We start from the raw sequence: 13,251 nt of genomic DNA, 5'->3' as shown, positions 1-13,251 counted from the left end.
CGCCGTCGCTCAGCGCGCTGCGGTGAACTGCAGCGGCTGGCCCGATTGCGCCGTTGCCTCGCGCGAGAGGTTGGCGAACAGTTCCTCGCCGGTCTTGGTGTCGCGCCACACCCCCTCGACCTGCCGGTAGTGATAGCCGCCCGAGCGCGCCGCCAGCCAGATCTCCTGCAGGGGCGGCTGCAGGTTCACGATCAGCTGGCTCTTGTTGGGGAAGGTGATGGTGATCATCCCGCCCACCCGCTGGTTGTCGATGTCCGCGTCGGTCGCGTCGTTGAGGCGGTCGCAGCCCTGTTCGATGGCGGCAAGCGCCGCTTCCGCGCGGTCGAGGTACTCAGGGTCGGTCATTACAATTTCACGATGTTGAAAGTCACTCAAATTCTAGTGATCGCGCTTGGCCTTCCATCGGTCGTGGTCGGCATCACCGGCTGCGGTCAACGTGGGAGCCTCTACATGCCGACCGAGCCGGCCGCCGCGAACCGTGCGACCCTGCCTGACCTGGTGATCCCGGGAACGCGCAAGCCATCCGCCACGGCACCTGCACAAGCCCCCGCGGCGACGGCCCCGGCCTCGACCTCGACCTCGACCTCGACCTCGACCTCGACCTCGACCTCGACCGAACCCGCACCCGCACCCGCCGACCAGACCACGGAACCCACCCAGTGAACATCACCCCCCTGCCCGGCCATCCCCATGTCGCTCGACGCGATGGCCAACTGCACGTCGAAGGCGTGGCGCTCGATGCGCTGGCGCGCGAACATGGCACGCCCCTGTTCGTCTATTCCAGGCAATGGATGCTCGATGCGCTCGCCGCCTACCAGCGCGGCTTTGCAGGCCGCAATGCCCTGATCTGCTATGCGATGAAGGCGAATTCCTCGCTGGGTGTGTTGCGCGTGTTTGCCGAGGCGGGCTGCGGTTTCGATCTCGTGTCCGGCGGCGAACTGGCGCGCGCTTTAACGGTCGGCACCGACCCGGCCAAGATCGTGTTCTCCGGCGTTGGCAAGACGCGCGATGAAATGCGGGAAGGCCTGGCCGCCAACATCGGCTGTTTCAACGTCGAGAGCGAAGCCGAACTCGACGTGCTGAACGAGGTGGCCTTGTCGATGGGCAAGCGCGCCCCGGTCAGCCTGCGCATCAACCCCAACGTCGACCCGAAGACGCACCCCTACATCTCCACCGGATTGAAGGGCAACAAGTTCGGCATCGCGCACGATCACGCGCCCGTAGCGTACCGGCATGCCGCCTCCCTGCCCGGCCTGCAGATCGTGGGCATCGACTGCCACATCGGCTCGCAGATCACCGAGGCCTCGCCGTATCTCGACGCCATGGACCGGATCCTGGACCTCGTGGAAGCGGTGGAGCAGGACGGCATCCGGCTGCACCACATCGACTTCGGCGGCGGACTCGGCATCAACTACCAGGGTGATACGCCGCCAGCGGCCGACGCCCTCTGGGCCCAGTTGCTCGCACGCGTGGACGCGCGCGGCTTTGGCGACCGCAAGTTCATCATCGAGCCCGGCCGCTCGCTGGTCGGGAATGCCGGCGTTTGCGTGACCGAGGTGATCTACACCAAGCCCGGCGAAGACAAGAACTTCTGCATCATCGACGCGGCCATGAACGATCTGCCGCGTCCAGCGATGTACCAGGCCTTCCATGCGATCGTGCCGGTGCACGAGCGTTCGACCGACGCGACGATCTACGACGTGGTCGGCCCCGTGTGCGAGAGCGGCGACTGGATCGGCCGCGACCGGGCGCTGGCGGTCGAGGCGGGCGACCTGCTGGCCGTGCTGTCGGCGGGGGCCTACTGCATGAGCATGGCCAGCAACTACAACACACGGGGCCGTGCGGCCGAGGTGCTGGTCAGCGGCGACAGCGCGAAGCTGATCCGGCGGCGTGAGTCGGTGGAAGATCAGTTGCTGAGCGAAAAAATCTAGTCGGCTGCAACGTTCGATCCGCCAGCGAGGGCTGCGTCAGCGGAGCGCAAGTCAATCGCGCAGCGCTTTTGCGAGCGCTCCCCGCGCCAGCCCCCTACCGCTTCGACAATTGCGGCCGCCCCGCGGGCGCGGGGGCGATCTTCTTGCTCGCGAAGTTCCACACGCGCCAGCCCAGCAGCACGCCGATGATCGCGGCGTAGACGAACACTTCGTTGAAATTGTGCTTGGCTGCGCGCATCCAGAAGAAGTGCAGCAGGCCCAGTCCCGCGATCACATACACGAGCTTGTGCAATAGTTGCCAGCGCTTCGCACCCATCGCCTTTATCGCGCGATTGAAGGAGGTCGCAGCCAACGGTGTGAGCAGCAGGAACCCCGTGAAGCCGACCAGGATGAAGGGCCGCTTCGCAATGTCCTTCGCGATGTCGCCAAGTTCGAAGCCCATGTCGAACCAGCTGTAGCTCAGCAGGTGCAACACCACGTAGAAGTAGGCGAACAGCCCCAGCATGCGGCGAAAGCGCGCCAGCGCATTCCACTTCGTCATGACGCGCAGCGGCGTCACCGCCAGCACGATGCAGATGAAGCGCAGCGTCCAGTCGCCGTTCTTGCGTATCAGGTATTCGGCGGGATTGGCGCCCAGGCCATTGGTGAATGCGCCGTAGACCATCCACGCGAACGGCAGCAGGCACAGCACGAACAACACCGGCTTGACCGCCGGATGCATGAGCAGCTTGTTCATGGCCGCGCTCAGTAGTTCTTCTTCAGGTCCATGCCCGCATAGAGCTGGCCGACCTGCGCTTCGTAGCCATTGAACATCTGTGTCTTGGTGCGCTTGGCGAACAGGCCGCCGCCGTCGCCGATGCGGCGCTCGGTTGCCTGGCTCCAGCGCGGATGATCGACGTTCGGGTTCACGTTCGAATAGAAGCCGTACTCGTTGGCCGCGGCCTTGTTCCAGGCCGTGCCCGGCTCCTTCTCGACGAAGCGGATCTTGACGATCGACTTGGCGCTCTTGAAGCCGTACTTCCATGGCACCACGATGCGCACCGGCGCACCGTTCTGGTTCGGCAGCACCTCGCCGTACATGCCAAAGGTCAGCAGCGTGAGCGGGTGCATCGCCTCGTCCATGCGCAGGCCTTCGACGTAAGGCCAGTCGAGCACGCGTGAGCCGACGAAAGGCATCGTCTTCGGGTCGGCCAGCGTCACGAACTCGACGAACTTCGCATTGCCCTGCGGCTCAACCTTCTTGATGAGTTCGGCCAGCGAATAACCGACCCACGGAATCACCATCGACCAGCCCTCGACGCAGCGCAGGCGATAGATGCGCTCTTCCTGTGCGCTGAGCTTGACCAGGTCCTCGATGCCGTACTTGCCTGGCTTCTTGACCAGGCCCTCGACCTCGACGGTCCACGGCTTCGTCTTCAGCGTGCCGGCGTTCTTCGCCGGGTCGGCCTTGTCGGTGCCGAACTCGTAGTAGTTGTTGTAGCTGGTGACGTCCTTGTAGTCGCTCACCTTTTCGGTGGTCATGGCGCCCGCCACCGAAGACTTGGCGCCGACCAGCGCAGCCAGCTTGCCCGGGGCCGCTGTCTCGGCCATGGCATCGCGTGCGGCCCACGACGAGAGCAGCGCGCCGGCCGCGCCGCCAGCCAGCAGCTTGAGCATGTCGCGCCGGCTCTCGTAGACGCCGCGTGGCGTGATGTCGCTCGGGACCGGGTGGTCGAAGCCGTTGTGACGGGACTGAATCAGCATGATCGCCTTTCGCTGGGCTCGTTGTACTCTGGAGTCGATGTGGCCTTGCCGTCTCGACGCGGTCCCACGGGGGCGGACTGGGCGGCCCGGCCCTGGGGGCTCGCTGGGTAGTTCGTATGGAACCACGCTCTGGTTACGCGCCGATGATCCGATCGGTTTCAAACGTCATGAAAGTGCCGCCGGCAGCACCGCGAGATTGCCGGGGTGGCGTGGGCCGGGCGCGACCCTGCGGGCTCACAGCGTTCCGTAGCTGTGCAAGCCGCTCAGGAACATGTTCACCCCGAGGAAGGCAAAGGTGGTCACGGCCAGGCCGCCGAGCGCCCACCAGGCAGCCACGGTGCCACGCAAGCCCTTGACCAGCCGCATGTGCAGCCAGGCTGCATAGTTGAGCCAGACGATGAGCGCCCAGGTTTCCTTCGGGTCCCAACTCCAGTAACCGCCCCAGGCATCGGCCGCCCAGAGTGCGCCGAGCACCGTCGCGATGGTGAAGAACGCGAAGCCGACGGTGATCGACTTGTACATCACGTCGTCCAGCACCTCCAGCGACGGCAGCCGCGAGGCGATGCGCCTGCGCCCCATCAGGATGCCGGCCGCGATCACGGCCGAAATGGCCGCGTACACCAACCAATAGCTGCCGCCCGCCTCCTGCACGCGCTGGCGGAAGGCCACCGGCACGAAGCTCAACGCAATGCCGAAGAGCCAGATCGGCGTGAGCTTGTACAAGCGGGTTTCATCCGCCTGCTGCTTGATGAGGTAGGCGAACGAAACCATCGCGGCCAGCGAAAAAGTGCCATAGCCGATGAAGTTGGCCGGCACATGCAGCTTCATCCACCAGCTTTGAAGTGCGGGCACCAGCGGCTGGATCTCATGCGCCTGCCGCACCAGCGTGTACCAGAGCAGGAAGCCCACGGCCGCGCTGACCACCAGCATGACGAAAGCGCCAAGCGAACGCGTCTTGTAGCGCGACTCGAAGAAGAGGTAGAACGCGGTCGTGATCCAGCAGAACAGCACGAACACCTCGTACAGATTGCTGACCGGGATGTGGCCGATGTCCGGGCCGAGTTGATGACTTTCGTACCAGCGGACCATGGTGCCGATGAGCGCCATCGTCACCGCCGCCCACGCGACGCGCGAGCCGATGAGTTCCATCGCGTCGCCCTGCTTGCCGCCGAACAGGCCCAGCCAATAGAACATCGTGCTCATGAAGAACAGCACGCTCATCCAGAGGATGGCCGACTGGCTCGACAGGAAGTACTTGAGCTGGAACACCGTGTCGGCGCGCGCCAGGTCACCCTGGTACGACGAGATCGCCAGCAATGAAGCGGCAGCCACGACGAGCGCCAGCACGCGCAGCGGTCGCCAGAACCAGCCCAGCGATATGCCGGCCGCCATCGCAGCGACGAGGATCGGCTTCTCGTAGTAGTCCATCGAGGCCGAGTAGCGCGAGAACACGAAGGCCCCCCCCGCCAGCACCAGCACCGCGAAGAGCCAGTCGAAGGCATTGCGGCGTGACCGCCAGCTGTCGTTGAGCGTCAGGGTTGTCGTGGTCATGACACCGTCTCCTTGCTTGTGTCGATGGCGAGCAGCCTTGCCTTGAGATGCTCGAATTCGCGGTCGCTGTCCATGGTCTTGCGATTGACCGAGAACGCCATGGTGGCCGCCGTATCGCCGGCCCGCAAGCCGTCGGGCGTCAGCCAGACCCAGAGCCTGCGCTCACGCACGTACAGCATCGCAAAAATGCCGATGATGAGCAACAGGCAGCCCAGGTAGACGATGTTCTTGCCGGGCGCACGCGCCACCTGGAACACGCTGGCCTGCACCTGCTTGAAGTCGCTGAGCATGAGCGCCATGGGCGCCGGATAGAAGGCCGAATCGCTGATGGCCAGCACCGACTGCGTCAGGAAAGCCTGCGACTGCTGGTCCGGCGGCATCTCGGGCAGGCCGGCCTTTTCGCGGCTCAGGTTGAGCACCTCGAACAGCACGTCGTTCAGGATACGCACCAGCACCGTGCCCGCGCGCTCGCGCTCGGCCTGCGGCACGTTGACTTCCATGAAATCCGCGATGGCCTGCCAGCCGCCGCTGCCCGGGCTGTCGGGCTTGACGCGCTCGGCGCCGGCGAACAGGCCCAGTGCTCGCGCGGCCGACACGCGCAGTTGCTCGGCCAGCTCAGGGCGCTTCGAATCGCCCACGCGGGCGATGTAGCGGTCGATCGCCTTTTCGCGCAGGGCGGCGTCGGCCAGGGCGGCGCGCATCTGGACGAAGCCGTCCATCGTGCCCTTGTCGTCGGCCGGGACGCGCAGGTAGCGGAAGGGCTCTTCGGGCTTCTCGCGAACGCCCAGCAGGAACACGGGCATGCCATCGCCTGCATCGACGGGGGCCATGTAGTTCTGGAACTCCCGCGCCTGGCCCGAAGCGTCGCGCAGCTTGTAGCTGATGCTGGGGCCGATGTTGCGCAACGTTTTCGGCTTGTCGGTCTTGTTGGCCGCGCCGAGCCGCGATTGCAGGTCGTGCACCAGGTCCACCTTGCGCACGTCGGCGCCGCTGCCGCTGGCTGCATCCCCGAAGTTCTCAACGTTGATGACGCGCAGCGCGGTGTATTCGAGGGTGAGCTTCTCGGAGCCGTTGGTGAGCTGGGCGCTGCTGCCGATGGTGCCTTCGATCTCGAATGGCTTGGCCGCAGCGGCCATCGGCACCGACTTGAGCGTCACGGAAGAGCCGCCGTCGTCGAAGCTGGATTGGTAGATCTCGATGCCTCTCCAGCTCGCCGGATGGTTCACCTCGATGCGCGCCGTCTTGCTCTCACCCGTCTGCCGGTCGTGCAGCACCACTTCGCTGGCGAACAGCTTGGGCATGCCGGTCGAGTAATAGTCGACGATGAATTTCTTCAGTTCGATCGAGAAGGGCAGTTCCTGCAGCAGCACGCCGGTCGACTGGTTCAGGATCGCCACGCCGGCCTGCCCACCCTCGGGCACCAGGATGTTGCCGCGGAAGGTGGGATTGCTCGCCGACAGGCGATGCTGCGGCGGGACGTCGGCGATCATGCCGCCGCCGGTGTAGACGCTCTTGCCGGCGAACCAGGTCTGCGCCGTGACGATCAGGTCGCCGTCCAGCAGGCCGCCGATGCACACCAGCACGATGGCGCTGTGCGCGGCGATATAGCCCAGCTTGTGTGCACCGCCGGCGCGGGCGGCCACCATCCAGCCACCCTCCCTACCAGGCAGTTCGCGCCGCTGCAGCTTGACCTTCCAGCCGCCGCCCGAAAGCAACTGTCCGATGCGGTTGGCCGCCATGTCGGGCGTCTCGACCAGCACCGTCTCGGCCCGTTGGCCGAAGGCCTTCAGGCTCTGGGCGCGGATGTCTTCCTTGAAGACCTTGAAGTCAGCCAGGATGCGCGGCGTGTTGCGCGCCACGCAGAGCGAGGTGCTGATCACCAGGAACAGCAGGATCAGCAGGAACCACCAGGCGCTGTAGACCGAGTCGAGCAGCGCCGCGCGAAACACCTGCGCCCAGAACGGACCGAACTGGTTGACGTAGTTGCCGACGGGTTCGTGCTGCTTGAGCACGGTGCCGATGATCGAGGCGATGCAGATCACCGTGAGCAGCGCGATGGCAAAGCGCATCGACGACAGCAGCTCCACCGCGGCGCGCAGGGCATGCGAGCCGCGTTTCAGGCGAAGGCCGTGGGTGGAGACGGAGACGGACATGAAGAATGGAAAGCGCTGGTGCCAAAGACAAAGGCGGGCCATCCGGATGGACGGACCCGCCTTGCTTGGGGTTCTCTGTTGGCGTTTGGTTCAGCCGGAATGCGTGGTTTCAGCGCAATCCGGCGATGTAATCGGAAACCGCCTTGATCTCGCGGTCGTTCAGCTTGGCAGCCACGCCCGTCATCATCGGTGCGTTGGTGCGGCCGCCGTCGCGGAAGGCGACGAGTTGCGTGACCAGGTAGTCGGCATGCTGGCCGCCAAGGCGCGGGTACTGGGCCGGGATGCCGGCGCCGTTCGGGCTGTGGCAGCCTGCGCAGGCCGGCACCTGGCGGTCGGCAATGCCGCCACGGTAGATGCGCTCGCCCAGCTCGACCGTTTCCTTGCTCTTGGCGAAGCCGGGCTTGGCGGTCTTCGAGCCCACGAACCAGGCGATGTCGCGCATCTCCTGGTCGCTCAGGGTCGCGGCCATCGGCGACATGATGGCGCTCTTGCGCTTGCCGGACTTGAATTCTTCCAGCTGCTTGAGGATGTATTCCGGATGCTGTTGCGCCAGCTTGGGATTCGCCGGGACCGCCGAGTTGCCGTCCGGGTTGTGGCATGAGGCGCAGGCCTTGGCGTTGTAGACCGTGTCACCCTTTGCCAGGTCCGGCTTGGGTTTGGCCGGTGCGGCGGCAGCGGGTGCTGCCGCATGCTCGTCAGCCGCGAAGCTGGAAGTGCCGGTGGCGCCCAGCAGGGCAGCGAGCAGGAAGGGGACGAACAACTTCATATCGGGGGGTTTGATTCGATTCGTTGGCGCAAAACCCGGTAATTCTACAATGGCCCCCCGCTACGAAAGCCCGTTGATGACCTCCCCGCCGCGCAAGCAGGCCTTCATTTCCTCGCGTCCGCCCGCTGTGGCGGACCCCGCCAAGGCCGAACGCGGCCGCGTTGCCATGGGTTGGCTGCACACCGCGCACTTCCTCACCAGCGCGCCGCAGCTCGAGCACCTGCCCACGCTCGACCTGCCGGAGATCGCCTTCGTGGGCCGCTCGAATGCCGGCAAGTCCACCGCCATCAACACGCTCACGCAGCAGACACGGCTGGCTTTCGCCTCCAAGACGCCGGGCCGCACGCAGCACATCAACCTGTTCGGCGTCGGCAAGCAGAAGGTCGACGACGCCGTGCTCGCCGACCTGCCCGGCTACGGCTACGCGGCCGTGCCCAAGGAGGCCAAGCTGCGTTGGCAACGGGTGATGGGCAACTACCTCATGACGCGCGAGACGCTACGCGGCGTGGTGCTGATGTGCGACCCTCGCCACGGCATGACCGAACTCGACGAGATCCTGCTCGACGTCATCCGCCCGCGCGTGGCCGAAGGGCTCAAGTTCCTGGTACTGCTGACCAAATCCGACAAGCTCACGCGTTCCGAAGGCGCCAAGGTCCTGTCGATCACGCGACTGCAGGCCGGCGGCGGCGAGGTGAAACTGTTCTCGGCGCTGAAGAAGCAGGGCGTCGACGAGGCCGCCGAGCTGCTGTGGGAGTGGGTGCATCCGGAACCCGCGGTGCAGCAGGAACCTGCGGCGCAGCCGGCGTCCGACTGATTTCAGGCCGCAAGCGCCCCGGCCTTCTGGCGGCGATCCCGACAACGACAGCAACAGGAGACGATTGCATGGTCCAGACCTTCCAGCGCACGCTGCCCAATGGCATCACCCTGAGTTGCCGCGCCACCGGCGAACCCGGCCGGCCGCTGATGGTGTTCCTGCATGGCTTTCCGGAGGCGGCGTTCATCTGGGACCCGTTGCTCGAATACTTCGCCCAGCCGGAGCACGGCGGCTATCGCTGCGTCGCGCCCAACCTGCGCGGCTTCGAGAAATCCAGTTCGCCAACCGAGGTGGAGGCCTACAAGGCGCCTCTGCTGATCCAGGACATCCAGCAACTGGTCGCCACCGAGAGCGCCAGCGGCAACATCGACACCCTCGTCGCGCACGACTGGGGTGGCGCATTCGCCTGGGGCTATGCCAACGTGTTTCCGGCACAGGTCGGCAAGTTGGTGATCATCAATTCGCCACACCCCGGCACCTTCGCGCGCGAACTGACCCACAACCCGGCGCAGCAGAAGGCCAGCGCCTACATGAACTTCCTCGCGCACCCGAAGGCCGAGGCCATGCTCGCGGAAGACGACTACCGGCGCATGTGGCCCTTCTTCCTCGGCATGAAGGCTGGCGCCGACGGCTTCGGCTGGCTCACCGACGCAGTGAAGGACCAGTACCGCGAAGTGTGGAACGCCGGCCTGACGGGCGCCTGCAACCTCTACCGCGTGACGCCGATGAAACCCGCCGTGCCGGGCCAGACTGCGCCGCCGATCCCGGTGCTGCCGCGCGAACGGCTGGTCATCAACGTGCCGACCTTCGTGTTCTGGGCGCTGGACGATGCGGCGCTGCTGCCCGGCCTGCTGGAGGGGCTGGAAGACTACGTGCCGAAGCTGGAGATCCGGAAGGTGCCGAATGCCACGCACTGGATCGTTCATGAGCAACCGCAGAACGTGGCCCGCGAGATCGAAGCGTTCATGCGGCGCAATTGAGAGCAGCGATCCCGAGTCGATGTGGCTTTGCCATCTCGACTTGATCCCCTGCGGGGGTGGGCCGGGCAAGGTCCGGCTCAATACACCGAAGTCGCGCCCTCAGGCCGCGTCTTGAAGCGGCGGTGCACCCAGTAGTACTGCGAGGGCATCGTCTCGATATAGCCGGCCAGCCGTTCGTTCATCAGCGCCGTGTCGGCGACTGGATCGTCGCTCGGAAAATCCTTCCACTCGGGCAGGACCTCGATCTCGTAACCCTGCCGGGTGACGCGCGAAATGATCGGAATCACCTTGGCACGACCCAGCCGCGCAAAGCGCGACAGCGAGGGCATCGTCGCCGCCTGCACGCCGAAGAACGGGACGAACACCGACTGGTCGCGGCCGAAGTCCATGTCGGGCAGCAGATAGAGCAAGCCGCCCTTGCGCAGTGCCGCCACGATCGGCTTGATGCCGTCGACGCGGTTCAGCGTCTTCACGTTGCCGAAGCGCTCGCGGCCCTTGCACACCCACTCGTCCAGCATCGGATCGCGCTGCGTGGTGTAGATCGTGGTCGACTCGCGCGGCGAGCGCATCGTCAGGCCGGTGGCTGCGGCGTCGAGACCATAGAAGTGGGGCGCGAACAGGATCAGCGGCGTGGTGCCGCCCAGCACCTCGTCGACATCGACCGGCGCCCCCATCACCGTGGTGCGGCGCTCCACGACCTCGCGCGGCGCGTGCCAGAGCCAGGCACGGTCAAGCCAGGATTGCGCCACGTAGACGAAGGTGTCGCGCGAGATGCGCTTCCTCTCCGCGAGCGATTTACCGGGGAAACACAGTTCGAGGTTCCTGTCGACCACTCGCCGGCGCGGCACCGCAGCCGTGTGCAGGATGCGGCCGAGCACATAGCCGAAGCCGCGAGTCAGCGGCAGCGGCGCGTGCGACAGCGCCTTCATGAAGCCGATGCCAAGGCGCGCGGAAACGCTCATCCGTGCATCCTCGCGTTGCCTTGTGCGATGCGCGGCGGCCTCGCAAGATTCGACGCCGTATTCATTGCGCGGTTTCCTGCTCCGCTCGCGGCTGCTTGTAGCGCGCGTAGTCCCACACATACTGGCCGGGCAGGCTGCGGATCAGCCGTTCGATGCCCACGTTGAGCGCCGCCGCTGCTGCCTCCGGCGTGGCCTTTCGGTCGCTGAAGGCGGTGCCGTCGAAGGCCTCGAAGCGAATGGCATAGCCCTTGCCGCGCGGAAGGCGCTCGCAGACGCCCAGGAACACGTGGGCGCCGGTCTGTTGCGCCAGCCGTCCCGGCAAGGTGATCGTGTAGGCGGGCTTGCCGAAGAACGGCGCCCAGGCACCCTGCCCCTCCGGCGGCACCTGGTCGGGCAGGATGCCGGTGTAGCCGCCGCCTCGCAACGCGCGCATGAGGCCGCGCACGCCGGCCACGGTGGTCGGCAGCGTCTGCAGCCCGGGCCGGTCGCGCGAGCCGTCCATCAGCCCGGCCATGAAGGCCTTGCGCGGCGGCCTGAAGAGCGCGGTGATCGGCCCGTGCGACGACATGAAACGCTCGCCGACGGCTTGGCCGAAGAGTTCCCAGCTGCCGATGTGCGGCGTCAGCAGGATCACGCCCTTGCGCTCGTCGAGGGCGGCTTCGAAGGCCTCGATGCCATCCCAGCGGACGACCTTGGGCAGCACGCTTTCCCCCTTGGGCCGGCACCAGAGCCAAGGCAGTTCTGCCGCCATGGCGCCGGCCGCGCCGATGGCCGGGCGGTACTGTGCGGGCGCGAAGCCGGCGTTGCCTGCATTGGCCTTGAAGCGGCGCCGGTAGTCAGGCGCGCACCACCACACCAGCCAGCCGAGCGCGATGCCGAGCGCATGCATCAGCGGCAGCGGCACACGGGCAAGCAATCGGAAGAGGACGGACATTACGACGAAGGGAGTAATACCTGACGCGCGCGCAGTGACGGCGCGGCTCGAATAGAATCCAAATTGTCGCCGAGTTAAAGAACTACTTGCAGGGCGACGTTAAACAGTACTGCTAAAGCGTTCGCCAGAGCTCCAGATGGAATCGGCAACGCGCCCTTTCAACTTCACTGGAGTTTCAAGCAAATGGCGAACGACTTTCTCTTCACTTCCGAATCCGTCTCCGAAGGCCACCCCGACAAGGTCGCCGACCAGATCTCCGACGCCATCCTCGACGCGATCTTCGCGCAGGACCCGCGCAGCCGGGTTGCAGCCGAAACGCTGACCAACACCGGCCTCGTGGTGCTCGCCGGTGAAATCACGACCAACGCGCACGTCGACTACATCCAGGTCGCGCGCGACACCATCAAGCGCATCGGCTACGACAACACCGAGTACGGCATCGACTACAAGGGTTGCGCGGTGATGGTCTGCTACGACAAGCAGTCCAACGACATCGCCCAGGGCGTCGATCACGCCAGCGACGACCACCTCAACACCGGCGCCGGCGACCAGGGCCTGATGTTCGGCTATGCCTGCGACGAGACGCCCGAGTTGATGCCCGCGCCCATCTACTATGCGCACCGCCTGGTCGAGCGCCAGGCGCAGTTGCGCAAGGACGGCCGCCTGCCCTTCCTGCGCCCCGATGCCAAGAGCCAGGTCACGATGCGCTATGTCGACGGCAAGCCGCACAGCATCGACACCGTGGTGCTCTCGACGCAGCACCACCCCGACCAGAGCGAGACGCCGACGAAGATGAAGGCCTCGTTCAACGAAGCCATCATCGAGGAGATCATCAAGCCGGTGCTGCCGAAGGAATGGCTGAAGGACACGCGCTACCTGATCAACCCGACCGGCCGCTTCGTCATCGGCGGCCCCCAAGGCGACTGCGGCCTGACAGGCCGCAAGATCATCGTCGACACCTACGGCGGCGCCTGCCCGCACGGCGGCGGCGCGTTCTCGGGCAAGGACCCGTCGAAGGTCGACCGTTCGGCCGCCTATGCCGCGCGCTACGTGGCCAAGAACATCGTGGCGGCCGGCCTCGCGCGCCAGTGCCAGATCCAGGTGGCCTACGCGATCGGCGTGGCGCAGCCGATGAACATCACGGTCTACACCGAAGGCACCGGCGTGATCCCCGACGAGGCGATCGCCGCCCTCGTGCGCGAGCACTTCGACCTGCGTCCGAAGGGCATCATCCAGATGCTCGACCTGCTGCGCCCGATCTACCAGAAGACCGCCGCGTATGGCCACTTCGGCCGCGAGGAGCCCGAATTCACCTGGGAATCGACCAAGGCCGCGGCGACGCTGCGGGCTGCGGCCGGACTGCAGGGCCCGGCAGGCGTCGCGAAGCAACTGGCTGACGCCTCGGCCTGATCGAGGC

Annotated in this window: 13 protein-coding genes; 5 read left to right on the top strand and 8 right to left on the bottom strand. The window is 65.9% G+C overall.

The features are described from left to right. Nucleotides 1-9: 9 nt before the first annotated feature. A complete protein-coding gene (cyaY, locus tag HCU76_RS19915) occupies nt 10-345 on the bottom strand; it encodes an iron donor protein CyaY (RefSeq protein ID WP_213953121.1) in 336 nt (111 codons plus the stop codon). Between the two features lie 12 nt (nt 346-357). Here cyaY and HCU76_RS19910 point away from each other — a divergent pair, with 12 nt between their 5' ends. Both HCU76_RS19910 and lysA read left to right on the top strand, forming a co-directional pair. After that, nucleotides 358-663 carry a lipoprotein gene (locus tag HCU76_RS19910; RefSeq protein WP_256354304.1) on the top strand — a complete coding sequence of 102 codons (306 nt, stop codon included), beginning with the start codon at nt 358-360 and terminating at the stop codon, nt 661-663. Beyond that, the gene (gene lysA, locus HCU76_RS19905) at nt 660-1,931 is read left to right on the top strand and encodes a diaminopimelate decarboxylase (protein ID WP_213953120.1); all 1,272 of its coding nucleotides are present in this window, start codon (nt 660-662) and stop codon (nt 1,929-1,931) included. Before HCU76_RS19910 ends, lysA begins: the two co-directional genes overlap by 4 nt. Nucleotides 1,932-2,025: 94 nt before the next feature. Here lysA and HCU76_RS19900 read toward each other — a convergent pair whose 3' ends face one another. The 5 genes from HCU76_RS19900 to HCU76_RS19880 form a co-directional block, all read right to left on the bottom strand. Further along, nucleotides 2,026-2,667: a sulfite oxidase heme-binding subunit YedZ gene (locus HCU76_RS19900; protein ID WP_213953119.1), complete on the bottom strand. Its 642-nt coding sequence runs from the start codon at nt 2,665-2,667 to the stop codon at nt 2,026-2,028. 8 nt (nt 2,668-2,675) lie between these two features. Continuing rightward, a complete protein-coding gene (msrP, locus tag HCU76_RS19895; protein WP_213953118.1) occupies nt 2,676-3,674 on the bottom strand; it encodes a protein-methionine-sulfoxide reductase catalytic subunit MsrP in 999 nt (332 codons plus the stop codon). 234 nt (nt 3,675-3,908) lie between these two features. Further along, nucleotides 3,909-5,225: a c-type cytochrome biogenesis protein CcsB gene (gene ccsB / locus HCU76_RS19890; RefSeq protein ID WP_218510430.1), complete on the bottom strand. Its 1,317-nt coding sequence runs from the start codon at nt 5,223-5,225 to the stop codon at nt 3,909-3,911. Further along, nucleotides 5,222-7,378, bottom strand: coding sequence for a cytochrome c biogenesis protein ResB (locus HCU76_RS19885; RefSeq protein WP_213953116.1), 2,157 nt, complete (start codon nt 7,376-7,378; stop codon nt 5,222-5,224). Before HCU76_RS19885 ends, ccsB begins: the two co-directional genes overlap by 4 nt. Nucleotides 7,379-7,487: 109 nt before the next feature. Next, the gene (locus HCU76_RS19880) at nt 7,488-8,144 is read right to left on the bottom strand and encodes a cytochrome c (protein WP_213953115.1); all 657 of its coding nucleotides are present in this window, start codon (nt 8,142-8,144) and stop codon (nt 7,488-7,490) included. A 76-nt stretch (nt 8,145-8,220) separates the two neighbouring features. Here HCU76_RS19880 and yihA point away from each other — a divergent pair, with 76 nt between their 5' ends. Both yihA and HCU76_RS19870 read left to right on the top strand, forming a co-directional pair. After that, nucleotides 8,221-8,958: a ribosome biogenesis GTP-binding protein YihA/YsxC gene (yihA, locus tag HCU76_RS19875; protein ID WP_213953114.1), complete on the top strand. Its 738-nt coding sequence runs from the start codon at nt 8,221-8,223 to the stop codon at nt 8,956-8,958. A gap of 68 nt (nt 8,959-9,026) precedes the next feature. Continuing rightward, entirely contained in the window at nt 9,027-9,938 is a 912-nt protein-coding gene (locus HCU76_RS19870) for an alpha/beta fold hydrolase (protein ID WP_213953113.1), read from the top strand. Nucleotides 9,939-10,015: 77 nt separating this feature from the next. Here the strand turns inward: HCU76_RS19870 and HCU76_RS19865 are convergent, their stop codons facing one another. Both HCU76_RS19865 and HCU76_RS19860 read right to left on the bottom strand, forming a co-directional pair. Then, complete coding sequence (locus tag HCU76_RS19865; RefSeq protein WP_218510429.1) at nt 10,016-10,900, bottom strand: lysophospholipid acyltransferase family protein; 885 nt, start codon at nt 10,898-10,900, stop codon at nt 10,016-10,018. Between the two features lie 61 nt (nt 10,901-10,961). Beyond that, entirely contained in the window at nt 10,962-11,834 is an 873-nt protein-coding gene (locus tag HCU76_RS19860; protein WP_218510428.1) for a lysophospholipid acyltransferase family protein, read from the bottom strand. 183 nt (nt 11,835-12,017) lie between these two features. Between HCU76_RS19860 and metK the strand changes: the two genes are divergently transcribed. After that, nucleotides 12,018-13,244, top strand: a complete 1,227-nt coding sequence (metK, locus tag HCU76_RS19855) for a methionine adenosyltransferase (protein WP_213953110.1) — start codon at nt 12,018-12,020, stop codon at nt 13,242-13,244. Nucleotides 13,245-13,251: the final 7 nt, after the last annotated feature.

The sequence above is a fragment of the Variovorax sp. dw_308 genome (assembly GCF_019207085.1).
Classification (GTDB): domain Bacteria; phylum Pseudomonadota; class Gammaproteobacteria; order Burkholderiales; family Burkholderiaceae_C; genus Variovorax.
Note: the sequence above shows the minus strand (reverse complement) of the source record. Positions and strands in the feature narration are given on the sequence as shown.